General features: G+C 65.1%; 22 protein-coding genes and 3 pseudogenes. 8 read left to right on the top strand and 17 right to left on the bottom strand.

Features of this window, described 5'->3' with window-relative positions:
- Window positions 1-5: 5 nt before the first annotated feature.
- From RM2_RS04105 to RM2_RS04095, 3 genes are all read left to right on the top strand, one after another.
- Window positions 6-278, top strand: coding sequence for an SHOCT domain-containing protein (locus RM2_RS04105; protein ID WP_072687565.1), 273 nt, complete (start codon window positions 6-8; stop codon window positions 276-278).
- Between the two features lie 543 nt (window positions 279-821).
- Window positions 822-2,048 (top strand): hypothetical protein, encoded by a 1,227-nt coding sequence (locus RM2_RS04100; RefSeq protein ID WP_072687564.1) that lies wholly within the window; start codon window positions 822-824, stop codon window positions 2,046-2,048.
- Window positions 2,048-4,879: an FtsW/RodA/SpoVE family cell cycle protein gene (locus RM2_RS04095; RefSeq protein WP_072687563.1), complete on the top strand. Its 2,832-nt coding sequence runs from the start codon at window positions 2,048-2,050 to the stop codon at window positions 4,877-4,879. The genes RM2_RS04100 and RM2_RS04095 overlap by 1 nt, the downstream gene beginning before the upstream one ends.
- Here the strand turns inward: RM2_RS04095 and RM2_RS04090 are convergent.
- Window positions 4,836-5,931 (bottom strand): annotated as a pseudogene (locus RM2_RS04090) (IS630 family transposase). The gene RM2_RS04095 and the pseudogene RM2_RS04090 sit on opposite strands and share 44 nt — an antisense overlap.
- 93 nt (window positions 5,932-6,024) lie before the next feature.
- Complete coding sequence (locus tag RM2_RS04085; RefSeq protein WP_072687562.1) at window positions 6,025-7,014, bottom strand: rod shape-determining protein; 990 nt, start codon at window positions 7,012-7,014, stop codon at window positions 6,025-6,027.
- 382 nt (window positions 7,015-7,396) lie between these two features.
- Between RM2_RS04085 and RM2_RS04080 the strand changes: the two genes are divergently transcribed.
- Together RM2_RS04080 and RM2_RS04075 are read left to right on the top strand one after the other, a co-directional pair.
- The gene (locus tag RM2_RS04080) at window positions 7,397-7,675 is read left to right on the top strand and encodes an SHOCT domain-containing protein (protein ID WP_072687561.1); all 279 of its coding nucleotides are present in this window, start codon (window positions 7,397-7,399) and stop codon (window positions 7,673-7,675) included.
- A complete protein-coding gene (locus tag RM2_RS04075; RefSeq protein WP_072687560.1) occupies window positions 7,672-9,261 on the top strand; it encodes a multicopper oxidase family protein in 1,590 nt (529 codons plus the stop codon). Before RM2_RS04080 ends, RM2_RS04075 begins: the two co-directional genes overlap by 4 nt.
- Window positions 9,262-9,524: 263 nt before the next feature.
- Here RM2_RS04075 and RM2_RS04070 read toward each other — a convergent pair whose 3' ends face one another.
- Window positions 9,525-9,950, bottom strand: a complete 426-nt coding sequence (locus RM2_RS04070) for a hypothetical protein (protein ID WP_072687559.1) — start codon at window positions 9,948-9,950, stop codon at window positions 9,525-9,527.
- Window positions 9,947-10,681: a helix-turn-helix transcriptional regulator gene (locus tag RM2_RS04065; RefSeq protein ID WP_072687558.1), complete on the bottom strand. Its 735-nt coding sequence runs from the start codon at window positions 10,679-10,681 to the stop codon at window positions 9,947-9,949. The genes RM2_RS04070 and RM2_RS04065 overlap by 4 nt, the downstream gene beginning before the upstream one ends.
- A gap of 125 nt (window positions 10,682-10,806) precedes the next feature.
- Here RM2_RS04065 and RM2_RS04060 point away from each other — a divergent pair, with 125 nt between their 5' ends.
- From RM2_RS04060 to RM2_RS04050, 3 genes are read left to right on the top strand one after another with little or no spacing between them, the layout of a single operon-like run.
- Window positions 10,807-11,193 carry a cupin domain-containing protein gene (locus RM2_RS04060; RefSeq protein WP_072687557.1) on the top strand — a complete coding sequence of 129 codons (387 nt, stop codon included), beginning with the start codon at window positions 10,807-10,809 and terminating at the stop codon, window positions 11,191-11,193.
- 47 nt (window positions 11,194-11,240) lie between these two features.
- Window positions 11,241-11,675, top strand: a complete 435-nt coding sequence (locus tag RM2_RS04055) for a pyridoxamine 5'-phosphate oxidase family protein (protein ID WP_072687729.1) — start codon at window positions 11,241-11,243, stop codon at window positions 11,673-11,675.
- 60 nt (window positions 11,676-11,735) lie between these two features.
- Window positions 11,736-12,704 (top strand): tellurite resistance/C4-dicarboxylate transporter family protein, encoded by a 969-nt coding sequence (locus tag RM2_RS04050; RefSeq protein WP_072687556.1) that lies wholly within the window; start codon window positions 11,736-11,738, stop codon window positions 12,702-12,704.
- A 47-nt stretch (window positions 12,705-12,751) separates the two neighbouring features.
- Here RM2_RS04050 and narI read toward each other — a convergent pair whose 3' ends face one another.
- The 13 genes and pseudogenes from narI to RM2_RS03985 all read right to left on the bottom strand — a co-directional run bounded on the left by narI (window position 12,752) and on the right by RM2_RS03985 (window position 24,689).
- Window positions 12,752-13,483 (bottom strand): respiratory nitrate reductase subunit gamma, encoded by a 732-nt coding sequence (gene narI / locus RM2_RS04045; RefSeq protein WP_072687555.1) that lies wholly within the window; start codon window positions 13,481-13,483, stop codon window positions 12,752-12,754.
- A 1-nt stretch (window position 13,484) separates the two neighbouring features.
- The gene (gene narJ, locus RM2_RS04040) at window positions 13,485-14,144 is read right to left on the bottom strand and encodes a nitrate reductase molybdenum cofactor assembly chaperone (RefSeq protein ID WP_072687728.1); all 660 of its coding nucleotides are present in this window, start codon (window positions 14,142-14,144) and stop codon (window positions 13,485-13,487) included.
- Window positions 14,145-14,161: 17 nt separating this feature from the next.
- Window positions 14,162-15,520, bottom strand: a pseudogene (locus RM2_RS04035) (4Fe-4S dicluster domain-containing protein).
- Window positions 15,520-16,371, bottom strand: a pseudogene (locus RM2_RS04030) (molybdopterin dinucleotide binding domain-containing protein); the annotation flags it as partial. The pseudogenes RM2_RS04030 and RM2_RS04035, both read right to left, overlap by 1 nt.
- A 450-nt stretch (window positions 16,372-16,821) precedes the next feature.
- Complete coding sequence (locus tag RM2_RS04025) at window positions 16,822-18,069, bottom strand: dienelactone hydrolase family protein (protein ID WP_245813726.1); 1,248 nt, start codon at window positions 18,067-18,069, stop codon at window positions 16,822-16,824.
- 148 nt (window positions 18,070-18,217) lie between these two features.
- Window positions 18,218-19,375, bottom strand: coding sequence for a DNA-processing protein DprA (gene dprA / locus RM2_RS04020; RefSeq protein WP_072687554.1), 1,158 nt, complete (start codon window positions 19,373-19,375; stop codon window positions 18,218-18,220).
- On the bottom strand, window positions 19,372-20,880 hold the full coding sequence (locus RM2_RS04015; protein ID WP_072687553.1) for a YifB family Mg chelatase-like AAA ATPase: 1,509 nt from the start codon (window positions 20,878-20,880) through the stop codon (window positions 19,372-19,374). The genes dprA and RM2_RS04015 overlap by 4 nt, the downstream gene beginning before the upstream one ends.
- Window positions 20,880-21,236 (bottom strand): YraN family protein, encoded by a 357-nt coding sequence (locus tag RM2_RS04010; RefSeq protein ID WP_072687726.1) that lies wholly within the window; start codon window positions 21,234-21,236, stop codon window positions 20,880-20,882. Before RM2_RS04010 ends, RM2_RS04015 begins: the two co-directional genes overlap by 1 nt.
- A gap of 215 nt (window positions 21,237-21,451) precedes the next feature.
- Complete coding sequence (locus RM2_RS04005; protein ID WP_005240496.1) at window positions 21,452-21,769, bottom strand: DUF2469 domain-containing protein; 318 nt, start codon at window positions 21,767-21,769, stop codon at window positions 21,452-21,454.
- 37 nt (window positions 21,770-21,806) lie between these two features.
- Window positions 21,807-22,487, bottom strand: coding sequence for a ribonuclease HII (locus RM2_RS04000; protein ID WP_072687552.1), 681 nt, complete (start codon window positions 22,485-22,487; stop codon window positions 21,807-21,809).
- Window positions 22,484-23,266 (bottom strand): signal peptidase I, encoded by a 783-nt coding sequence (gene lepB, locus RM2_RS03995; protein WP_072687551.1) that lies wholly within the window; start codon window positions 23,264-23,266, stop codon window positions 22,484-22,486. The genes RM2_RS04000 and lepB overlap by 4 nt, the downstream gene beginning before the upstream one ends.
- Window positions 23,267-23,347: 81 nt before the next feature.
- Window positions 23,348-23,689, bottom strand: a complete 342-nt coding sequence (gene rplS, locus RM2_RS03990) for a 50S ribosomal protein L19 (RefSeq protein ID WP_072687550.1) — start codon at window positions 23,687-23,689, stop codon at window positions 23,348-23,350.
- Between the two features lie 94 nt (window positions 23,690-23,783).
- Window positions 23,784-24,689 (bottom strand): hypothetical protein, encoded by a 906-nt coding sequence (locus RM2_RS03985; protein ID WP_072687725.1) that lies wholly within the window; start codon window positions 24,687-24,689, stop codon window positions 23,784-23,786.
- Window positions 24,690-24,758: the final 69 nt, after the last annotated feature.

Raw genomic sequence — 24,758 nt, 5'->3', positions numbered from 1 at the left:
CGACCATGATGTGGAACGACGGAATTGGCTACGGAATGAGCTGGGGCGGCTGGGTGCTGATGGTCCTGGCGATGGTCGCCTTCTGGACATTGGTCATCTTCGGGGTGATGGCACTCTTCCGCAACATCCGCACAAACCCCAATCCGACCTACGTGGCCAACGACACCAACACCCGTAGCGCGGACACCATCCTCGACGAACGCTTCGCGCGCGGGGAGATCGACGTCGACGAGTACCGCATCCGCAGAGACCACCTACGCGCCGCGCAAGAACACTGATAGGTGACACCGCGCTTGGAAGCGCGGTGTCACCTTGCCGTGCGCGTACCTGCCAGCCATGCATCGGGCAGGCGACGAGCAGTCGCACGACGATCAGCGGCGACCACCCGCGCAGGTGCATCGCTCGCCCGAGCCGGAGCCGCATCGTCGGGCGTGGTGCGTGGGATCCGTCGGCGCAGATTCTCACCGTCGGCGTCGAGGGCCGCCCCGTGCCGCCCCGTGCCGTCCAAGCGCCGACGTGACCGCCCGCCAGCGCACGCGATAGGCACAGCCCTTCCCGTACACCACCGCGAATGCGCCGAGGGCCGCCGTCGCGGCCGACAGGTAGTGGGGCAGGCGCCCCGGCCGTGGGCGTCTCCCGCCCGCCGGGCGGGCGCTCGAGCCCTTTCATCTTCGCGATTTCTCCCCTCGACGGACCGGATCGGAGTTAAATAGATTCGAGCAGGCGCAAGGGTTTCGACAGGAACAAGCACAGCCCAGTCCACCGCCCACCCGTTCCGGTTCGGTGTCACCCGCGGGAGGCAGACCGTTTCGGGGTGCGCGATGAACGAAGCAGCCTTGGGAGTCCACGCGAGCAGCGGCGCGCCCGCCGCGGCCCGATCGGAACCACCCGAACTGATCGATGACGATTCAGGTGGAGACTGTGTCCGTGTCGCACTCCCGACGCTGCTCGCGGTCGCGAGGCTGACACCGGCGCAAGCTGCGCAACTGGTCACGGACTTGGCCGGCCAGCTCGAACTGGCGGGCGGCGGGGGTGGTCGTCCGATCGCCCTGCGGGACGACGCCGTGATGGTGTCCGACGGCGGACAGATCACGATCGATGGCCCCGCGAGCGCCGCATCACGCATCGAGATGAACGATGCGATCACGGGCCTGCTTCGGGCTATCGCGACGAACTGCCGGGGGCCGGAGTTCGGCGATCTTGTAATCGAATCGGTATCAGAAACAACAGATCTGGAGGATCTGGTGCGCCGGGTTCGCCGGGCAGTCGCTCCCGAGTTCGACCCGGACGACGAGACCCGGCGGAGACGCCAGATCGGCGAACTCGTCAAGGCGACGATGGAACGGCCCCTTCCGGATGATCGGGCGATGGAAGATCGGGCCAACGTGCCGGCCGGGTCCCTCGCGCCATCCGCCGGCTGGTATCCGCCGGTCCGAAACGCCTGGCACAGTCGTCGGAGAAGGCCCTCCTGGCGTCAGGGAGTGTTCACCCTGCTCGCGATCGTCGTTGTCGTCGGGGCCGTAGCGACGGGCCCCCGTGTGTGGACGGAGCTGAATAATGGCTGGAACACGGTCGTCAATCCGGTGACCCTCTCGGATGAAGACACCCTTCGCCCGGTGTCACCGCCGCCGGCCGTACCTGCGGACCCGTCCGTGGCCGCGACGGATGCCGGCGGCGTCGAGCCGGCGGCCGTCCAGACCGGCGCCCCGGCCAGTGCGGGTCAGATCACTGGCGTCACAGCGAGTTTCGCAGACGGATCGTGTAGCGCCGGACAGACGTGTGCCGTACGAGTGGACGTTCGGCTCGACCCGGCCGCCACCGTTGACACGGTCACCTGGAAGCTGAATGTCTACGACCGATGCACCGGAGAGGTGCAATCGGGCGGCGACGTCACAATGCGTGCCGAGCCGGGTCGGGATGAGGTATACGGCCTGAGCAAGACGTTCGTGCCGCCCGGTTACGCCCTGGCTGTCGCTGCGGTCACGAGCTCCCCGGCAGTTACTGCTTCGGAGCCGCTGTACGTGCCTGCCGAGGAAGCGACCTGCTGATGAGCGGAGACAGTGTTCCTGTGCGGGGACAAGACCGGGAGTCCGATCCCTGGATTGTCACGGCCGCGGTCGTTCTCACCGTTCTCGGCCTTCTCAACTTGGTGTCGATCGGACTCACATCGCAAGCGGTCCGCCACGCGAGCTTTGCCGTCGTCGGCATCGGGGTGATGTTTCTCATCTCGCGCATGCGGGTGAGCAAACTGCAACGATTCGGATGGGTGACTCTCGGAGTATCCGTCGCGATGCTGATAGCGGTGCCGTTCGTCGGGGTATCGGTCAAGGGCGCACAACGCTGGCTCGATTTCGGCCTGTTTTCCGTTCAACCCTCCGAAATCGCCAAGCTCGGTGTGGTCCTGGTGTCGGCGACCATCCTGGCCCGCGGCTACACGTTCGGCCGGTTGGTGACGATGTTGTTGATCGCGAGCGGCGTGATTGCCCTGGTCGCTGTCCAGCCCGACCTGTCGAGTGCCGTGGTGCTGGCGTCGGTAGCGGCGCTGATGCTGATCCTCGCCAGGGTGCCGATGTTGCCGCTACTGCCGCTGTTCGGACTGGTAATCGCCGCGCTGCCCATTCTCGGACTTTTCCTCCGCCCGTACCAACTCGAACGGATCCAGGTGTTCCTGTCGAGCGATGCTGACCCGAGTGGGTCGGGCTGGGCATCGCTTCAGGCCGACATCGCGGTAGGCAGCGGTGGGCTGTGGGGCCTGGCGCGAGAGCCCATGTACGGACTGAGGGCGCAATACCTTCCCGAATCGGAGCACGACCTTGCGTTCGCGAGCGTCGTGTACGGGTGGGGTCTGTTCGCGGGCCTTGCAGTCGTGGCAGCCAGCTTGGTGATCACGTGGCGTGCCGCTCTCGCCGCACGAAGGGCCAGGACCAGAGAAGCTGCGCTCGTAGCCGCGGGCATCGGCGGGTTGTTCGGGATCCACGCAGTGTTGTCGATCGGTGCGAGCCTGTCGCTGCTGCCCCATACCGGAATGCCGCTCCCGATGTTCAGTTACGGGGGCACGGTCGCACTCGTCGGATTCGTTGCGATCGGGCTGGTGCTCGCAGTTCGCCGAGACGGTGTCGCTCGGCCGCTGTGGGCTCAGCCGCCGACACGTCGGCGACGGCCTCGGGGCATGACGGTGGGAACCGCCGCGGTCACCGCACTCCTCGTCGCGATGTCCGTGTTCACCTGGCAGTTGCAGGGCGATCGCGGTTCTGAGTTGCGCGCGTTGAGCGATGAACAGATGAATCGCTGCATCCGTCTGCCTGCCGAGCGCGGTCAGATCGTCGACCGGAACGGCGTGCCCTTGGCGACCAATGTTGCCGAATACTCCATTTCGGTGGTCACTCGAATGTTCGACGAGAACGACCCCGGTTCACTCGCCGCGTTGCTCGGAATTTCTCAAGACGAGCTGACAAACACCCTGGATGAACGCGGCGTCGGGGAGATGGAGACCGTCGTCGGCAGGGTCGCACCCGATCAGGCTCGCCAAATCATCGATGCGCAGGTCCCCGGCGTCCTCGTCGTTCCCTCCGGGCGTCGGCACTATCCGTACGGGGATTCGCTCGCCTCCGTCCTCGGATACGTCGGCATCGGCGATCCGCAGGACATGGAACGCTGGCCGCAGCTCGCGCTCGGGTCGCGGGTCGGGAGTGCGGGACTCGAGAAGCAATACGACGCGCTGCTGCGCGGCAGCGACGGCAAGCAGTGCCTGTACGTCGACCCGATGGGAAATGTGGTCGCTCCGGGAGAGCGCGTGGATCCGGTGCCGGGCCACGACCTGCGGCTGCACCTGGACATCGGATTGCAGAATGTGGCGACGGAGGCACTGACCCAGGCAGTCCGCGGCAGCAAGGGTGACCTGGGCGCCGCGGTGGTGATGGACGCCCGGACCGGCGCGGTGCTGGCGCTCGCCAGCGTCCCCGGGTACGACAACAACGTCTACGGTCCTCCGGTCGATGCCGTAGCGCTGGCCGCTCAAACCGAGGGTCCGGGGCCCAGCCGGATGCTCAACCACGCGTACCAGACCGCCGCGCCACCCGGCTCGACGTTCAAGATCGTTGTCGCCTCGGCGAACGCGGAAGATCAGGTTTTGGATCCGGAGCAGCCGATCGCGACCGGTGCCGCATTCACCTACGGAGGGCACACGTTCGCGAATTGGCAGCCGATGGGTCCGAGTAACCTGTTGCAGGCGATCCAGTGGTCGGACAACGTGTACTTCTACAAGCTCGCCCTACTCCTCGGTCCCGAGCGGATCGCTACGGTCGCCGACCAATTGGGTGTGGGCCGGCGCTCGGCGATCGATCTGCCCGGTGAGTCCGCAGGTTTCCTGGGGACACCGGAGTCGGTCGGTGAAATCGGGGCCACCTGGTATCCGGGCTCGACGGTGTTGATGGGTATCGGGCAGGGCACCGTGACAGCGACCCCGCTGCAAGTGGCAGGGTGGACGTCCGGCATCGGCACCGGAGCAATGGTCACTCCACAGCTCGCCGCCGCCTACGGGACCGGGGAGGGCGCGTCGATTCCGACGGCGGAGCCTGATCGGCTTCCCTTCGCCGATCTGCTTGATCCGGTGCGGGCCGGGATGAGGGCTTCGGCCGCTGCCGGTACGGCCGGGCAGCTCGCCACCTTGCCGGTGTCGGCCGGCGCCAAGACCGGAACGGCGGAGGATCCGTCGGCGCCGGGCGATGGTCTCGACGCCTGGTTCTCCGCGGTGGCGCCCTTCGAGTCTCCCGAAGTCGTCGTCACGGTGATGGTCCGTGGCGGGGGATTCGGATCGGCAACGTCCGGCCCCGTGGTCAAGTCGATCCTCGAGCGCTACCTCGCGGAACGTCCGGGCTAGTGCGTCGTTCTTGAAGTTGTTGGACGGTGTGCCTTGGTGAGGATCCGGTCGGCGGTCTTGTCCAGACGAAGGGCTGAGACCGCGAATTCCAGCCCTTGATGAAGTCGCGGATACTTCCGACGAGTTGCTTGACGCTGTGGAGGGTCCCGCGGTGGATGGCTTGGCGTTCGATGACTCCGAACCACACCTCGACCAGGTTCATCCACGGCGCTGAGATGGGTGTGACATGGACTGTGATCCGCGGATTCCCCGCCAGCCAATCACGCACTTCCTGCTTCTTGCGGGTGGCCTAGTTGTCCATCACCAAGTGCAACTCCTGGTCGGGGTACGGGCGGGTCACATGCCTGAGGAACCGAAGGAATTCCTGATGGCGGTGCCGAGGCTGACATAGTCCCGGTCGCCACCTCCAACGCGGCGAACAGCGTGGTGGTGCCGTGCCGGACATAGTCATGGGTCTGACGTTCAGGAATCCCGATCCGCATCGGCAACGTAGGCACTGTGCGGTCCAGCGCCTGGATCTGGGACTTCTCGTCCACGCAGAGCACGACCGCGTTCTTCGGCGGATCCAGGTACAACCCGACAACGTCGGTGACTTTCCCGACCAACTCCGGATCGGTGAGGAATTTGAATGTCTCTCTACACCAAGGCTGTATCCCATACTCACGCCACGCATCAGCGACGGTGCTGTTGCTGATCTTCAGCTTGTCGGCCGGCAACCGGGTACTCCAATGAGTGACCCCGAGCTTCTTCAGTGGAGGCGTCAGCGTGGCGGTCACGATCTTGCTGTGGTCGATCGTGCGTGGTCGGCCAGACCGCTGCTCGTCCGACAGGGCCGTCGATTCCGGACGCGTCGTAGCGCGCACACCACGACATCACTGTCTGACGGGTCAGACACCCACCAACCGCAAAATTTCGGTGTTCGGCTCGCCGCCCGCCGCCAACAACACGATCTGCGCCCGCTGCGCCAACCCGGCACGCACCGACGAGGACCGCGCCAACGTCGCAAGTCTCGCTCGATCGCCGTCACACAAAGCCAGAGGAGCAACTCGCATACCGAATTATGTCAAACCGTACTGTCTAATTGCTTCTCCCACGCCGCACTATGCACCGCCTCGGGGACTCCCAGTGAGGCACCGCCTCGCTGATCAGCTGCTGTAGGCGGCAACGATCTCCGGGTGATCCAGACAGGCCGTCGCACCCTCAGCGACGCACGTCAGCGGCCGCTCGGCCGTCTTCACCGGCAGGCCGAACGACTCTTCGAACAGGTGAGACAGTCCGCGGAGCATTGAACCGCCCCCGATCACCAGGACCCCTTCGGACATCACGTCACTGATCGCCTGCGGGGGAAGGTCTTCCAGGCAGGCGGTCAACGTCTGCACGATTCCGGTCGTGGTCGGCCGCAGCGCTTCCACGATCTCCTCGACGTCGAGTGAGATCAGCCGTGCGCGACCCGTGACGGCGTCGAGCCCCTCCACCACGAGCGATTCCCCGTCGGCGGTGTCGGGTGCGCCTATCTTGGCGCGCTCGGCGGTCAGCTCGCCGACGATGATCTGGTGCTCTTCACGCAGGTAGTGGTGCAACGCCTCGGTCAGTTCCTCCCCCGCCAGTGGACAACTGCGGTGCGAGATCACGCCACCGAAACAGATGGCGGTGACCTCCGAGTTGCCGCCGCCGACGTTCACGATGAGATGGGTACGAGGCTCGAGTGGATTGACACCGCACCCGAGAGCACCCGCCACCGGTTCCGGTATCAGACCGACCTTTCGCAGGCCTGCCTCATGCCCTACCTCGAGCAGCGCGCGACGCTCAAGTGGGGTGGCCCCGGCGGGAGCCGTGATGACGGCCTTGCGCCGCCGGCCGTACCATCTGCGCGGAGCGGCCTTCTCGATGACGGCCGTCACGAATGCTCGGGCCGACTCCAGATCCACGATGACGCCGTCGCGCATGGGCCGAACCTGACTGATTCCTGCAGGCGTTCGGCCGACAACGCTCCGCGCCTCCTGGCCGATCGCGAGGGCGCGGTGCGGATCTTTGTTCCGAACCAGCATGAAAGACGGTTCGTTCAGGACGATCCCGTCTTCGGGCGTCCCGACGACAGTGTTCGTGGTTCCGAGATCGATGCCAAGTCCGCGCACGTCTGCCTCCCGAAGGGAATCGAACGAGATGGTCTAGATGCTACGCACACCGGGGAGGTTCATGGCCGGTTTCGCGAGGAAGTGCTCTGTGCGGTTGTCAGGCGCGGTGGCTTCGACGGCATGCTGCCCAGTTTGTCGGCAACGCGGCGGTTCGTGGCGGCCCGCCCGCGGGAGTAGGACTCCTGCGGGCGCGCTGAGCGGAGCCGCCGGTGGACGTGTCGCAGCTTGTGTTCTTCCTGTCGTGTGCCAGTCACCGTGGCAGGCCACATCTTCATCGAAATTACACAGAACCCTCATCGATTCCCCTGGTTCCAAAATCCACGATGGGGTCCACGATCAACAGCAATGAAGACCGAACAACGATCAGGTGAGGTGAACGACCATGATGTGGAACGACGGAATTGGCTACGGAATGAGCTGGGGCGGCTGGGTGCTGATGGTCCTGGCGATGGTCGCCTTCTGGACATTGGTCATCTTCGGGGTGATGGCACTCTTCCGCAACATCCGCACAAACCCCAATCCGACCTACGTGGCCAACGACACCAACACCCGTAGCGAGGACACCATCCTCGACGAACGCTTCGCGCGCGGGGAGATCGACGTCGACGAGTACCGCATCCGCAGAGCCCACCTACGCGCCGGGCAAGACCAGACCCCATGACTTCTTCGCCTGACAACGCCTCTGGACTCAACCGGCGCACCTTCCTCACCGCCACCGCCACCGCCACCGCTGCAGGGCTGGGTGGCCTCGTGCTGGCCGCCTGCAACCGAAGCCCATCCTCCCCCGACGTGACTTCGGTCGACGAGAACGCCATCTCCCTTGCGGAGGAAGCCCGACCACACACCGGCCGCACCGTCAACGCATCGCTTACCCCGCAGAGCGCCGAGATCGACCTCGGCGGGCCGACGGTTCGCACACTGGCCTACGGGAACAGCATTCCTGGCGCCGCGGTACGGGCCAACGTCGGCGACGAGGTCGCGGTCGCCGTGTCCAACGGCCTCGACCATGAGACCTCGGTTCACTGGCACGGCATTGCACTGCGCAACGACATGGACGGAGCCGCGCCCGCCACCCCTAACGTCGACGCAGGCCAAAGCTTCACCTACCGATTCTCGGTGCCGCATTCGGGAACGTACTGGGCACACCCACACGTCGGACTCGACACTGACTACGGCCTCTACCTGCCCATTATCGTCGACGACCCTGACGAACCCGGCAATTACGACGCCGAGTGGATCGTCGTCCTCGACGACTGGACCGAGGGAATCGGCCAGAGCCCGCAACAGATTCTCTCGAACCTGCAATCGGGCGGAATGGGATCGATGGGCGGAACTGGCATGGGGAACATGCCCGGAATGGGCGGCACGGGTCGCGGACCCGATCAGAACAGCACCCCCGCCTCGGTGAACGCGGACCCGCACGGAGTCGGTGCCAGCACCCTCCTCGGCGGTGACGCCGGCGATGTCGACTACCCCGTTTACCTCGTCAATGGGCGTGTCCCGGAAGCCCCGACGACCTTCACCGCCGCACCCGGTCAACGAGTGCGTATCCGCATCATCAACGCCGGCGCCGACACTGCTTTCCGCGTCGCCCTCGCCCAGCACACCTTGACCGTCACCCACACCGACGGATTCCCCGTCGTGCCCGTCGACGTCGACGCCCTCCTGCTCGGCATGGGCGAACGCTACGACGTCATCGTCACCGCCCAGGACGGCGTCTTCCCCCTCGTCGCTGCGGCCGAAGGCAAGAACGGGCACGCCCGCGCGCTTCTGCGCACCGGTGCCGGGTCCGAGCCGGATCCCACGCTTGTGCCCGGTGAGCTGAGCGGCCGGGTCGGAACGGTGGACACCTTCGCCGCCGCCGACGAAGTCCTGCTGCCCCGGGGCCGGACCGATGTGAACCTTGCAGCGGACCTCGGTGGGGGCATGATGAGCTATACGTGGACCATCAACGGCCGCACCTACGACCAGACCGAACCGTTGACCATCCACCAGGGGCAACGCGCCCGCCTGGCCTTCACGAACAGAACCATGATGTGGCATCCGATGCACCTGCACGGGCACACGTTCCAGATCGTCAAACCCGACGGCACCCCCGGACCCCGGAAGGACACCGTCATCGTGCTGCCCATGCGCTCGCTCGCGGTGGACCTCGTCGCCGACAATCCTGGTGACTGGATGCTGCACTGCCACAATGGTTATCACCAAGATTCAGGAATGATGACCCGCCTCGACTATCTCAGTTGAGTCGATCCGAAGGGAGGTGATGGGAATGGACATGATGGGAATGGACATGATGGATATGTGCAACATGATGATGCAGCAGATGGGAATGATGCCACCGATGGGCATGTCTTCGCTGTAGTACACGGATTGGGTGTCACTCGCACTCACCGACCCGGCCCACTCGCGGGACAGCAGTTGTCGCACTCGAGGTGCGGGACGAACCGCGGGTGGGCAGAGCCGAACGTGGACCGCCCGTTGCACCCAGAGGTTCAGGTGGCGAGCGTTCAGGTAGCGAGCAGGAGAACGCCGGTGGCGAGAAGGGCGAGGACCTTCACCGCTTCCAGCGCGATGTAGGCAAAGTGAGCGTGTGAGCGCGGGGCGTCCTCCCCGGCGAGGATCCGATCCGAACGCCGGGTCAGCCTCGGACGGACCGCGAATAGTTGTGCGGCAAGCGCCCCAACCGCGACGAGTGCGGCGACCATGATCCAGGTGGGTTTGTCGGCGACGACGACCGCGATGACCAACACGATCGCCAGGATTGCTTCGACGGTGTTGAGTGCGCGGAAGACGAGTCGCCCGATTCCGAGCCCGATCTGCACCGTGACACCCGGTGCGCGGAATTTGAGCGGGGCCTCCACGAAAGAGATGGCCAGCACCATACCGAGCCACACGAACGTCACCGCCGTGCCCACTGCCGGTGCCACGGTCATCGACGATCACCCCGCCGCGAAGGGTTGACCGGTTGGGGCGGGGCAGCGTCTGCGGAGTCGGGTGAGAGGTGCGCCAGGCACAAGTCCGGTTCGACGAAGGGCTCGAGGCGCTGAACCGTCACGGGCGATTCGAGCGTCGCCATCGCACCCTGCATGAGGCCGAGGTGCAGTGGGCAGATGATGTCCGCGCGGGTCCCGACGAGGTCGAGGAACGGGCAGTGGTGCAGCCCGATCTGCCGCCCGTCGGCGGTGGAGCGGGCCTCGGGAGAGAATCCGAGGTCGGCAAGCAGAGCGGTCAGCGTGGTGATCGCATCGGTGCCCGTCGGCCGGGTCGGCGAACCAAGGATGCCGCGACCCCACGCCCGCCCCGCCTCGATCGCGCGGGTGCGGCCATCGCGGTGTGCTGCTAGATCTCCGGTGAGGATCTCGGCCAGCAGCAGGTAGTTCCTGCGCCCGGTCGGGTCCATGCCCGGCCGGACCCGGAAACGAAGCGGCGGACGTCCTCTGCCCGCCGGTGCTACGGGCAACTGTTCGATCTGTCCGGCGTCGATCAACACGTCGAGATGAAACCGCACAGTGTTCGGGTGCACCCCGATCAGGTCCGCGGCCTCGACGATGCTCAGCGGCCCTGCCGCGGATCGCAGAACCGCGAGGACCTCGTCGCGGCGGCCCGATCGAGCATCACCAAGTCCGCCTCCGCTACGAACCGCAGCGCTCTTTCCGGGTTGCACAATATTTTCCTCACCTCTGCGGGGGCAATGCGGCCATAACGAGGGGTGTCGGCGCCGCGTAGGTCGCGCGCTCTATTTTACACAACATTTGTTTGTATAAACTAGGTCCGAAATAGGAGGTCCCCATGACCGATCAGCCAACCCCGACAAGCGTCACCGACGATTGCGACCACTCCGACGGACTCGCCGCGCGGATGTGGTGTCACCACGACCTACGCACCTTCGTCGAGACCGACCCAGCCAGGCCGCGCTCGCACCGTGCGCTCGTCGCCGAGGGTGCCCGGGTGGTGATCTTCGCGTTCGACGCCGACCAGGAGTTGCGCGAGCACTCCGCCGCCTTCCCGATCCTGCTGCAGGCGCTATCCGGGCACCTCCGCGTGACCGCGGACGATCAGACCATCGATCTGCGACCGGGGGGACTGGTGCACATGACGACTCGGCTTCGCCACGCCGTCACCGCCTTGGAACCCTCGACGCTGATGCTGACCATGCTGGATCCGGGCGCCCGATGAGAACCCGGACCGGTGACAACCGGGACCCATCAGTGCCATCATCGGACATGACCACATCCGCGAAGGACAGTCCCGACGACCCTGTAACCGAACTCACAGCCGAGGAAAGCTGGGATCTGCTCGGCACCGAACAATTGGGCCGGCTGATCGTCAGTGCCTCCGGTCGCGTCGACATTTTCCCGGTCAACTACGTTACACACGAAGGCAAGGTCCTCTTCCGCACCGCCGAGGGCACCAAACTCGTCGAACTCACCATCCACCGCGAGGTCGCATTCGAAGCCGACCACGTGGACCTGAAATCCGGGTGGAGCGTAGTCATGCACGGCACGGCCCGGCGACTGCAGACGTCCCAGGAAATCGCCGCGGCAGACGAACTGCCGTTGCACTCGTGGGTTCCGACGCCCAAGTACAACTATGTGGAGATCACCCCCACCGAGATCAGCGGCAGACGACTGATGTTCGGGCCCGACCCCGTGCGCTGAATGCGCCGAGCATCGGCAGCATGCGTGTCTGACGGGGGCTTGGCCGCGCAACATGGGGACGTGTCTCGAGAGCACCGAGCGAAGTCGTCCACCGGCCGCACGCTCGAGGTGATCCCGCCGGGTGCCGGGGCCGCCGCGATGTCGACGGGCATCGTGTCGGTGGCTCTACATCTCGCCGGATTCGAGTTGTTGTCTCGGCTGTGGTTCGTCATCGGTGTTCTCATCTGGTCGGTACTGGTCCTGGTATTCGTAGCGCGACTGGCTGATGACCGTGCCCGTTGGGTAGACGAGGCGGACACACCGCCTGCATTGACCGGTGTGGCGGCGACGAGCGTGCTCGGCGCCCGATGTGTGCTGATCGGGTGGGAATCAGTCGGAGTAGCGGCGCTGGTGATCGCGGCAATCGCGTGGATCGTGTTGATGCCGGCGGTGGTGCGGCACTGGACCGCACCGACGGTAGGGGCGCATTTCCTGCTGTGTGTTGCCACCCAGGGACTCGCGGTGCTCGGTTCGACCCTCGCCGCGGCAAAGAGTGCGCAATGGCTCGCGGCCACAGCGTTGGGGATGTTCGTGCTCGGCCTCGGCTTCTATCTGATCGTGCTCGCCCGGTTCTCGTTCAACCAGCTGCGGGTCGGCGCGGGTGACCAGTGGGTGTTCGCCGGGGCGTTGGCCATCAGCGCGTTGGCTGCCGGCGAACTCGCAATGGCTGCCGAGGTGCTGGGCTGGCCCGTCTCCCTGCATCGGTCTCTGCAGATCGCGGGCGTCGTGATCATCGGGAGCGTCTTGGCCTGCTATGCAGTGCTGGTGGCATGCGAGGTGCGCTGGCCGCGACTTCACTACGACGTCCGGCGGTGGTCGACGACGTTTCCGATGGGGATGACATCGGCGGCGTCGCTCACTGTAGCGGCGGCGGCATCGACCGCATGGCTCGAGCCGGTCGGCTCGGTGTTGGTGTGGCCGGCGGCCCTGCTGTGCCTGATCCTGTTGGTGGCGACCGTGTGGCACCTGCGTATCGAAGCGAAGACCTGACCGACCGAATCAGACGGTCCGCCGACGCTTCCCCATCGCGCCGAGCTTTACCATCCCCGCCGACGCGGAGGGGAACCGACGAGTTCATCCTTGCGGGCCACGTCGCGGCTGCGATAGACGATGTAGGGCCGGAACAGATAGGTCACGGGAGCACTGAATGCGTGTACCAGGCGTGTAAACGGCCACAGCGCGAACAGCGCGAGCGCGATCGCGACATGGATGTGGAACGCGAGTGACGCCTGGGCCATGAGATCACCACGGGGCTGCAGTATCCAGATCGACCGGAACCACGGCGACACGGTCTCGCGGTAGTTACTCTCCTCGCCGACGACACCGGCCCCGAGGACCGTCGTCGTGAGCCCCGCGATGATCGCGGCCAGCAGTACCGCGTACATCAGCTTGTCGTTCCAGGTGGTGGCCATGAATACGGGGCCGCGGGTGCGCCGCCTATACACCAGGAGCAGCGCGCCGGTAAGCGTCGCGACACCCGCAATGGCACCAAGTACGAGCGCCTGGTTGTGATAGACCTGCTCACTCATCCCTACGGCATCGGTCCACGACTGGGGAATCACGAGTCCGATGACATGTCCGACGATCACGACGAGGATACCGAAGTGGAAGAGCGGGCTGGCGATACGCAGCAGCCGATGTTCGTAGAGCTGGGAAGAACGGGTGGTCCACCCGAATTTGTCGTATCGGTGCCGCCACCACGTGCCGACCCCGAAGACCGCCAGGGTTACGTACGGGACGACGTCCCAGAACAGTTCACCCGCGGACATGTCACCTCACTCCTTCGCGTCGCGGTGGGACCGTCAGGGTGAAGGGCTCGAGCCCTACGGCTTCGGCTGGCGGGCCTGCCACGGCGAGGCGCCGGGCCCGCGCCACATCCTGGTCGGTCGCAGGCGGCAGGGTTGAGCACACGGCGCCCAACACGGGTGTGTACGGCGAGCGCGACTCGCCGAGCACCGCGTGCAACATGTCGAGCGGAACCCGGTGCGCGGACAGGAGTTCCGCACCCGCGGCGGCGTCGACGAGCGCGGCGAACTCGAGCACCACGGCCAGGTGATCGGCCGACTCGTCTCCCGGCGGTTCGACACCGGACGACCGGTACGCGTCGGCAAGGGCCAGGATCTCGCGCCCTCGGTTGCGGGTATCGCCTGCAGTCCAGTAGGTCAGGTAGAGGGTGGTGCGGCGCCGGAAATCGAACGTGTCGACGTACTGGGCCGCGGCGCGATAGATGTCCGTCTCGCCCAGGAATCGGTGGGTCTCACCGAGCACCGCCCGAGACGCCGGTGGTAGGTGCTCGAGAAAGTCGGCGACGATGTCGAGTCGCTCGTCCTGGTCCCCGTCCGGATAGGCCAGCAACAGTGCCGCCGTGTGCCAGACCAGGCGATCCTGGCCCCGGTCCCGGCGGCGACGGCCGAAGCCCGCAGGTGCCAACCGTGTGGGAAGACGGGTCACGGCCGATCCCCCCGTTCGGGGAACATTCCGGTTGGCGATCCCTTGCCGTCCCAGTTCAGCAGGTTCACCCGCGACGGACGGCTCGCGTCCGCCGACATCTCGTCGGTGGTCTGTCTCTCGCGTAGAGCATGGAACGTCTCGACGGCGACCGGAACGGGCCCGCCGCTGGCCTCGCCGAAGGGGCCCGACTCATGCATGCCGGGTCCACCCTCGAAGTCGAGAGCACACTCGGTGGCAACCTCCTCGAGACGGTGTCCGTCCGTGGCGTACGCCGTGGGAATCACATACCTCTCTTCGTATTTCGCCAGCGCCAGCAGCCGGTACATTTCGTAGATCTGTTCCTCGGCCATCCCCACCGCCTGCGGGATGCGGGCCTGCGGTTCCCGGCCGAGGTTGATGTCGCGCATGTACGACCGCATCGCGGCAAGACGGCGCAGCACACCGTCGACGACGTCGGTGTCGCCCGCAGTGAACAGGCCCGCCAGGTATTCCACGGGTATTCGCAACGACTCGAGCGCGCCGAACAGGTTGCCGACGTCCTCTCCGTCGTGGCCGTCACGGCTCACGGCGTCGACCACCGGCGAAAGCGGCGGCACATACCAGACCATGGGCATCGTCCGGTACTCCGGATGCAAGGGAAGCGCCACCCGGTACTCCTTGCTCAGGGCGTGGATGGGCGAGCGCTGTGCGCCATCGATCCACTCCTGGGCTATACCCTCTGCGCGGGCGCCGGCAATGACCTCCGGGTCGTGGGGGTCGAGCAGCACGTCGAGTTGCGCCGCGTAGAGGTCGGTGTCCTTCTCCACTGATGCCGAAGCCAGCACCTTGTCCATGTCGTAGAAGATCAGTCCGATGTAGCGCAGTCGGCCGACGCACGTCTCCGCGCACACCGTCGGCAGTCCCACCTCGACACGCGGATAGCAGAACGTGCACTTCTCGGCCTTGCCGGTCTTGTGATTGAAATACACCTTCTTGTAAGGGCATCCGGACACGCACATCCGCCAGCCGCGGCATTTGTCCTGGTCGACGAGCACGATGCCGTCCTCGGACCGCTAGTAGTCGTCGATGGACGGCATCTTCGGATTCGAGAAGATCCGCGACAGCTTCTTCAGGCGCCCGCCGTCACGCAGACGAAGCCGCCCCTTCTTGTCACGCACCCACCCGCCGTTCCACTTCTCCTGGTCCTCGTAGGTGCGCGGATAACCCTGTCCGGGACGCGTTTCCACGTTGTTGAACCACACGTACTCGGTCCCGGAGCGATTGGTCCATGCCTGCTTGCACGTCACCGAACAGGTGTGGCATCCGATGCACTTGTCGAGATTCATCACCATCGCAAGCTGCGCCATGACCCGCATCAGTACGTCACCTCCTGTGATCGACGCCGAACGACCGTCACCTCGTCACGTTGATTCCCGGTGGGACCGAGATAGTTGAAGGCAAAGGATAATTGGGCATAACCCCCGGCCAGGTGCGTCGGTTTGATCAGCACCCTGGTCAGCGAGTTGTGGATGCCACCACGCTTGCCCGTCTTCTCGGTGAGCGGCACATCGATCGTGCGCTCCTGTGCGTGATAGACGTACACGACCCCGTCGGGCATTCGGTGCGAGACGACGGCACGAGCGACGATGACGCCGTTTCGATTCACTGCCTCGATCCAGTCGTTGTCGCGCACATCGATCTTCGCAGCGTCGTTCGGACTCATCCACATGGTCGGACCTCCGCGGGAGAGCGACAGCATGAACAGGTTGTCCTGGTATTCGGAGTGGATCGACCACTTCGAGTGCGGCGTCAGATAGCGGACGGTCAGCCCGATGCCGGCCCGATTCGTACCGAGGGCCGATTCCTCGAACAGCCTGGTCAGGTCGAGCGGCGGACGGTAGATCGGCAACTGCTCTCCCAGTTCCTCGATCCAGTCGTGGTCGAGGAAGAAGTGCATCCGCCCGGTGAGGGTGTGGAACGGTACGAGTTCCTCGATGTTCATCGTGAACGGCGCGTACTGGCGGCCACCGGTTTCGCTGCCGGACCATTCTGGGCTGGTAATTACAGCAACCGGACGGGACTGCGTGTCGGCGTATGTGATCCGGCGTTCCTCACTGCCTTCGGCCAGGTGTACCAGGGGTCGTCCGGTTCGCTTCTCGAGTTGCTTGAAACCCTCGACGGACAGCCTGCCGTTGGAGGCCCCCGACAGAGCGAGAAGGGTGTCGCACCTCCTCCGGATCGCGCGCGCCGGAACCGGCGGCTCGGGTGCACGCGTTGCCAATCGACACGTCACAACACGCGGCGCACACTCGAACGAGTCGACCCTCGCCGCGAGGACGGTCGCGCACCCAGCCCTGATCGTTCTCGAAGTCCACTCGGGGCATCATTCGACGCCGGCCCGATCGATCAGTCGGTGCTCAATCACGCCGATGCTCGATCAAGTCGATGCCAGAGTGCCGCAGCCACATTCGCCACAGGCGCCTCCTCGCAGGAAACGTTTCAAGCGTAGGCCACTTCGCAAGAAGACGCGCGGTGACCGACACCGACGGCACCCAGACTCCTTCCCCCTGGGCGCGGCGGCACCCACGCCCTGCACGCGTCTCGGCCCGGAGCCGCCTCGTGCGGCAGTTCGACCGCGACGAACGCACCACGCCAACGGGGGCTGTCTATAAAGTGGCTATTCGATCGGTTTTCCTTCGCTGTCGGGCCAACTCTGCATGAGTTCGTTCGACGGCAGCGACTTGTCCACCAACTTGTGAGCCTGCTCGATACCCGTGACCGGGAGACCGTCGGGATCGAGTAGGCCGATCTGCACCAGAAGGCTCGCCTGATCCCAGTAGATGTGCTCGTTGTATAACTTGTCGCCGCGCAGCGTCACCACGGCGACCAGCGGGATCTCGACGTAACGGCCGGTCGGCGCAACCCCGGGCAGCATCCACTCGATCTCGCGGTCGTGCGTGAAACAGAAGAGCATTTCGTCGACGACCCGGTCGGCACCGACCGTGCGAGATATGGGGATGGTCTTCGTGTCATCGGGAATGCCGGGAACGAAGTGATGCGCATAGAAGCGCGCGACGTCCCGCTGCCCGACGCCGCCGGTCATCGTCGGAATGTGGTTGACATAGGGTTCGTCGACCATGGTCGACATCGTGGCAGGCACGTCGCGGGCCTCGAACTCGTAGTACGTGTGGCTGTCCCACAGCGCCGAGAGGTCGTAACGCGGACCTATCGTGTCCCGGAGAACCGCGAGTGTCCGCGAATAGGCCAACCCCGCCGCAAGCGGGTCGTACACGTCCCGGCCATGAGTCGCGAAGGCATGATCCACACCGGGGTAGTCATAGATTCGGACCACGTCGTTGCCCTCGAAGGCCGCCTTGATTTCATTCCGGGCGGCGTCCGGGCAGTACCTGTCGAGTTCTGCGAGATGGAAGACCATGGGGACCGTCAGTGAACCCGCCTCGCCGAGGTGGTCTTGGACGCCGACGCCGTAGTAACTGACGGCGCAGTCGATGTCCAGCCGCAGCGCGGACAGATACGCGAGGAGTCCGCCGAGACAGTAGCCGATGGCGCCCACGCCGCCCGCGTGGTCACCCCGTGCGCGGAGGGCACGTACCGTGTCGCCGATGTCCTCCACGACCAGATCCTCGCTGAGCTCGTCTCGGAGCGCTAGGCCACGCGCGAATCCCTCCTCGTCGTAGCCGAGCTCGTGCCGGGCGCCGGAGCGCCAGAACAGGTCGGGCACCAGAACCACGTAGCCCTCTTCGGCGTACCGATCGGCCATGTCCCGCATGTAGTCGTTGATCCCGAAGATCTCCTGGAGTAAGACCAGCCCCGGCCCTGATCCCTGCGCGGGCACGGTCAGATAGGCGGTGAACGACTCGCCGGACTGCTTGGTTACATCCACGTACTGACCCACAACAATCACACCACCCTCTGTTCTCGTTCGTCGACTTTGTTGTGCCGCTGGGCATTAAAAGTCTGAGCATTTCGACAGCAGGTGTTGCGGCGCGTTGTTGATCGACTGAACCCCCACGATACTCTCGGGCTTCCCCGCTGCGGCAGTCCGACAATTCTCACCTCTGAAGAGACCACCCGGTGTCGTCCGAGGTTACGAAACCCTCCATCTCCAACAGCGGCAACACCGCCCGAACCTGGGCGACCGCAACCCCGGACAACTCGGACAACTCCCGAACCCCCCTCGACCCGACCGCCGGAAACGCCTCATACACGAGAAGCGCATCACCCGACAGCGCGTCGAGATCACGCCTCACCCCGGCGTCGCCGACTTCCCTCAATTCGATCGGACCGGCCTCCTCCACCACGTCGCCGGCATTCGCCACAAGCCGTGCCTCACCTTCCCTGATCATCCGATGGCACCCGGTCGACGACGCCGATGTCACCGGCCCCGGCACTGCCATCACCGGCCGGCCCAGTTTGCGCGCCCAACTCGCCGTATTCCGAGCGCCACTGCGCCAGCCCGCCTCCACCACGACCACACCGTCGGACAGACTCGCCACCAATCGATTCCGTGCGAGGAACCGGTGCTTGGCGGGTGTCGCCCCCGGCGCATACTCACTGATCACGGCGCCGTTCTGGGCGACCTGCCGCAGCAGTCGGGCATGCCCCGCCGGATAGGCCCGATCCACACCACAGGCCAGAACCGCCACGGTGAGGCCCCCGACGCCCAACGCGGCCCGATGGGCGGCGCCATCGATCCCGAACGCCGCACCGGAGACAATCGTCCACCCGTCGACGGCGAGGTCACCTGAAATTTCCGCAGTCACATGCTCGCCGTAACCGCTCGCGGCCCGTGTCCCCACGATAGAGATCGCCCGGTCGGTGAGTTCAACCACCGAACGTGAACCGAGCACCCACAACGCCAACGGCGGGCCCTCGTCACGGGACCGGGACTGATTCTCGAAACCGAGCAGTCGCCACCGCGGCCATTCGTCATCGTCCGGTGTCACGAGACGGCCACCCATCCCCGTCACGAGGTCGAGATCGTGCACCGCCGTATCCACACCTGATCGGGCAACAGTCCTCTTCCCCAGCATCTCCGACAGATCACGTTCGCGCACCGCCCTGGCAGCCTCCTCCGGCCCCACGTCCTCGACGAGCCTCGAAAGCGGCGGACACGGACCCTGCACCACCTTCGACAGATACGCCCACGCCAGCCGCCGCGGATCGTGCCCGCGTACATCGTCAGCGTCCTTTCGAGTCTCCACCGTCATTGAAAGCTCCGCTCACGAAATCCGAGCGCAGTCACAACCTGGTCCGGGCCGGGCATGTCCAATCCGGCCAGATCACTCACCGTCCAGGCCACGCGCAACGCCCGGTCTGCACCCCTTGCCGTGATGAGCCCCTTCCGCAGCGCTCGCTCTACCGGCACCAATGCCGGACGCGACAACCGGAACTTCTGTCGCAACGCCGGACCCGGCACCTCGGCATTCGTGCGCCACCCGTAGTCACACCAACGCACACCGGCGGCAGCGCGCGCCTCGGACACTCGTTGCCGGACCATTTCCGTGCTCTCCCCAACCTCGTCGATGAACGCATCGGTTGCCACCGCCTGCATCCGAACCCGCAGATCCAGCCGATCAATCAGCGGTCCCGACAACTTCCCCAGATAGCGACGCCGTGCGGTCGGAGCACAGACGCAATCCGCCTCCCGCGCCGGCGCGCACGGACACGGATTGGCCGCGAGGATCAACTGAAACCGCGCCGGATACCGGGCCACCCCGTCCCGTCGCGCGATCCGCACCTCACCATCCTCGAGCGGCGTTCGCAGGGCTTCGAGTACCTTGGTTCCGATTTCGGCGCACTCGTCGAGAAACAACACCCCACGATGGGCGCGACTGACTGCGCCCGGCTTCGCCACACCGCTTCCGCCGCCGACGAGCGCGCTCACCGACGCCGTGTGGTGAGGTGCGATGAAAGGCGGCACATCAACGAGAGGTCGCTCCGGGGGGAGAAGCCCTGCCACCGAGTGGATTGCCGTCACCTCCAGTGATTCGCTCTCGGTGAGAATCGGCAGCACGCCAGGAAGCCGCTGTGCCAGCATTGTCTTCCCGACGCCTGGTGGGCCGGTCAGCATAAGGTGGTGCGCTCCCGCCGCCGCCACCTCTATGGCCCATCGGGCCTCGGCTTGCCCCACCACTTCACTCATATCCCCGCACACCGGTTGCGCAATCCGTGGCGTCGGTTCGGGAGAGTCGAGTTCACGTTCCTCCCGAAGCCATCCGATCACCGCCTTCAGGTCGTGCGCGCCGAGCACTTCGATACCGCTCACGAGTCCTGCCTCTGGCATCGACTGCACCGGAACCACCACCGTGGCCCACCCTGCATTCTTCGCGGCCAGCACCGCGGGCAGGATGCCGCGGACCGATCGGAGTCGGCCATCGAGAGCCAGCTCCCCGAGCAAGACGGTCTCGCGAAGCTTCTGGCGCTTGACCTGTTTGGCTGCATCCAGAACGGCAGCGACCAATGCCAGATCGTAAACCGACCCGACTTTCGGCAGCGTCGCCGGTGACAGTGCGAGTATCACCTTCGAATCCGGCCACTCCTCACCGGAATTCGCCACCGCTGCGCGAATCCGATCCCGCGCCTCCTGCAGCGCCGTGTCCGGCAGCCCCACCAGATGGACTGCGGGCAAACCACGTCCGATGTCGGCCTCGATCTCCACTAATTGACCGTCCACCCCCGTCACCGCCACCGAGTGCGCACGTCCCAGCGCCATCAGAACGCGTCCCGAACGTGGTCGATCTGCGGCCTAGGGCCGTGGCCGACCATGATCGCAACGACGTCGAACCGTACCCGCGACCAATGCCGGCCCGAGTCCCGCAGCCACTCCACTGCCAGCATTCGGATTCTCCGCTGCTTCGAGAACGTCACCGCCTGCGCCGGGCTGCCGTAGCGAAGCCCGCGCCGGGTCTTGACCTCGATGAAGACCAGCCAGTCCCCCTCTGCTGCAATGAGATCGACTTCACCGTATCGGGACCGCCAGTTGCGGTCGACAATCTCCATGCCCGCCTCGGTGAGATACCGGGCGGCCAGATCCTCACCATGTGCTCCGAGCGCGAGATTGTGCGCCACAGCAACCCCCACTCCGTCCGCGGCGATCCGCCGATGCGGACCGCGCCTCGCACCACCGTGCCCCACCGGAGCTTTCGAGAAATCTGCGCAAACTGGGCAAACGGACTGGGCTGTGCATGAGTCACGAGTTGTGGACAACCCGGCACACCGTGGCAAATACGCAAGCGAGAACCCCAGGTCGGAGCTGTCAAGCCTGCGTGCGAGCGGTCAGCCCTCTACGACAGGCCGTTGTCCGGCAGTCGGAGGTCTGGCTTGTCGAGCTCTTCTATGTTGACGTCCTTGAATGTGATGACGCGGACGTATTTCACGAACCGGGCGGGACGGTACATGTCCCACACCCAGGCGTCGGACATCCGCAGTTCGAAGTAGATTTCCCCGTCCGCGTTGTGCGGCAGCAGTTCCACCGAGTTGGCCAGATAGAACCGGCGCTCGGTTTCCACGACATAGGAAAACTGGCCGACGATATCCCGATACTCGCGGTAGAGCGACAGCTCCATCTCTGTTTCGTACTTTTCGAGATCCTCGGCACTCATCTGTCTCGGAATCCTCCTGCTCTGGTGTGAATGGTCATCATCTCGCACTTTCGGAAATGTTATCCACTCGGTCCAGCAGTGCGGCGATATTCGACCACGAACGGCGGTGCTCAGGGCACGGGCCCAGCTCCTCGAGCGCCGTTAGATGAGCGGGCGTGCCGTAACCTTTGTGAATCGCGAACCCGTACCCGGGGTGGGTGTCGTCCATCCCAACCATCACGCGGTCACGAGACACCTTGGCGAGCACACTCGCTGCCGCGATGCACGCAGCGGCCCCGTCGCCACCGATCACCGGCAGCGACGGAACCGGCAGTCCGGGAACCCGGAAGCCGTCGGTGAGGACGTAACCGGGCGTGGTCGAAAGCCCCGCGACCGCCCGTCGCATCCCCTCGATGTTGGCTACGTGCACACCCATCCGGTCGACTTCGTGGGCAGGAAACGACACGACACTCCATGCCTGCGCAAGCCTGGTGATGGCCGGGAAGAGTTCTTCTCGTGTGCGCTCGGTGAGCTTCTTCGAATCGTCCAGGCGGGCGAGCGCGGGATTGGGCCTGAGAGCCAGCACGCACGCCACCACCACCAGCGGACCCGCGCACGCCCCGCGGCCGGCCTCGTCGACACCGGCCACCGGACCGAGTCCGCTGCGAATCAGGGCAGACTCCATCGTTCGCAGACCGGACGACCTGCGAATGACGATGCGTGGAGGCCAGGACGTCACTTGCCCTGGATGTCGGGCGAACTGATCGTGCCCATCCGAGTGGGCGGCAACACGATGAACACGGCCTTCCCGATCACATTGTCGATTGGGATGGTGCCTTGCAGTTCGTCGCCGACGTGATAGCGCGAGTCCGCGGAGTTGCTCCGGTTGTCTCCCATCATCCACAGATTCCCCCCGGGCACGGTGACGGGCCCGAAGCAGCGCGCGGATTTCAGTGCTGTGTCACAGGTCTGGGAGCCGGGGACGAAGGGGAAGTCCATGACGACATACGGCTCGTCGAGTGGTTGGCCGTCAACCAGGATGCGGCCCTGATCGTCGCAGCATTCGACGGTCTGTCCGCCGGTGGCGATCACGCGCTTCACGAGGTCGTTCTCGTCCGGCGGAACGAGTCCGACGAGGGAACCGAGTTCCTGCGCGCCACGAATCACCGTGTTGGAGGAACGAATGGACTCGAAGTTCTGCGACCACGAATCGGGGCCGCGGAACACGATGACGTCACCAGGTTGGGGGTCACCGAAGTGATAGCCGATCTTCTCCACGACGATGCGGTCGCCGGTGCAACCTTCGCACCCGTGCAACGTGGGTTCCATCGATTCCGACGGAATGAGGTACACCCGGGCGATGAACGTCTGCAGCACGAAACTCAGGACGAGCGCGACCAGAATCAGGATCGGCAACTCGCGGAAGAAGGAGCGGGTCTTTTTCTCGGGCTTCGCGGTACTGCCGTCACCGTTCGGGGTGGCGGCCGAATCGCCGGTGGTCTCGGATTCCGACGACAATGCGAACTCCTTCGAAGAATCTGTCTTTGAGCCAGATTAGCCCGGCACCACGCGTACGCGGTGCCGGGCTCATCAGAAAGGTCAGCGCTTTTCCTTGATCTTGGCAGCCTTGCCACGCAGATCACGGAGGTAGTACAGCTTGGCGCGACGAACGTCACCGCGGGTGACGACCTCGATCTGCGCCAAGTTGGGGCTGTGCACGGGGAAGGTGCGCTCGACGCCGACACCGAAGGAAACCTTCCGGACGGTGAAGGTCTCGCGGACGCCACCACCCTGGCGGCGAATCACGACGCCCTTGAAGACCTGCACGCGCTCCTTCGAGCCCTCGATCACCTTGACGTGCACGTTCAGGGTGTCACCGGGGCGGAAATCGGGAATGTCGTCGCGGAGAGACTTCTTGTCCAGGAAATCGAGAGTGTTCATCGGGTGTTCCATCCTTGCGTTTCGCAGGAGCAGAGGAACCGAGCGGCACGCATAGACCCGAAGGACACCGGTACTCGTCTGGTTCGTGCTCTGATCAAGTAGTGCTGCCTGGTCCAGGCAACCCGTCAATTGTGCCAGACACCACCGACCGAGATGAAACCGGTGGTGGGGCCGGATACACAACCTGGTCGAGTTCCGCTTCCGCCGCGACCCTCGCATGCTCTGCGGCCTTCTTCACGTGTTCCGCGCTGGGCGGGCCTGCGATGAAGTCCTGGACGAAGATCTTGGCCCTGGTCACAGGCCTCCGCCACTTGCGCTCTCGTTCGAGCGCCCGAAGCATCCGCTTGGGCCGGGACGTGTAACGCCAGCGGGCCCAGGGCGCGCCCGGCCGGCTCAACCGGATCGCGCCGATCAACAAGATCGGGAGGACGAACAGACCCAGCAGCCCCGTCCATATCTTCCCTTTCAGCAGCACCACTCCCGCGATGAGCAGATTGACCACGGACAACAGCACGATCCCGACTCGGACCCCGAGATCCGGAGAGTCGCGGAAACTGGTGACGTCCATTACCTCGAGCGGTTGGAGCCCGAGTAGCAGCAGGCCCGTTACGGCGATCGCAACGAATACGGCGTCGACCGAGGTCCGGCCCTCTTCCTCCCAATAGACATCCTGCAGATAGAAAATCAGCGCGAACTCGTCGAGCACTAGGGCAGCACCGCCCCCGAAGAACGCGGCGAGGACCGCGCCGGTGATCTGGGTGCCGGTTTCGTACACAGCGATGAGGGAGACCCCCGACACGACCATGGCCACCACGCCGAAGACAACGTGATGGACGTGGTGTCCGCCCGGCGTCACGTTGCCAGGCCACCACGAGACCTCGGCTCGAATCATCCGCACGCTGAACCGGACGAACAGGAACGCCCCGAGGAATCCGAGCAGAAAGAAGAGCAGGGGCAGGTGTCCCTGCGCAATGATTTCCCTATCCAGCCAATCGTGCATCGCACCCACTATTTCAGTAAAGAACTAGCGGTTCCACCGAATCTTCAATGCCGAATCGCCGATGGTCAC

Origin of the sequence: Rhodococcus marinonascens NBRC 14363, assembly GCF_001894885.1 — a bacterium.
Taxonomy (GTDB): Bacteria; Actinomycetota; Actinomycetes; order Mycobacteriales; family Mycobacteriaceae; genus Rhodococcus_F; species Rhodococcus_F marinonascens.
Note: the sequence above shows the minus strand (reverse complement) of the source record. Positions and strands in the feature narration are given on the sequence as shown.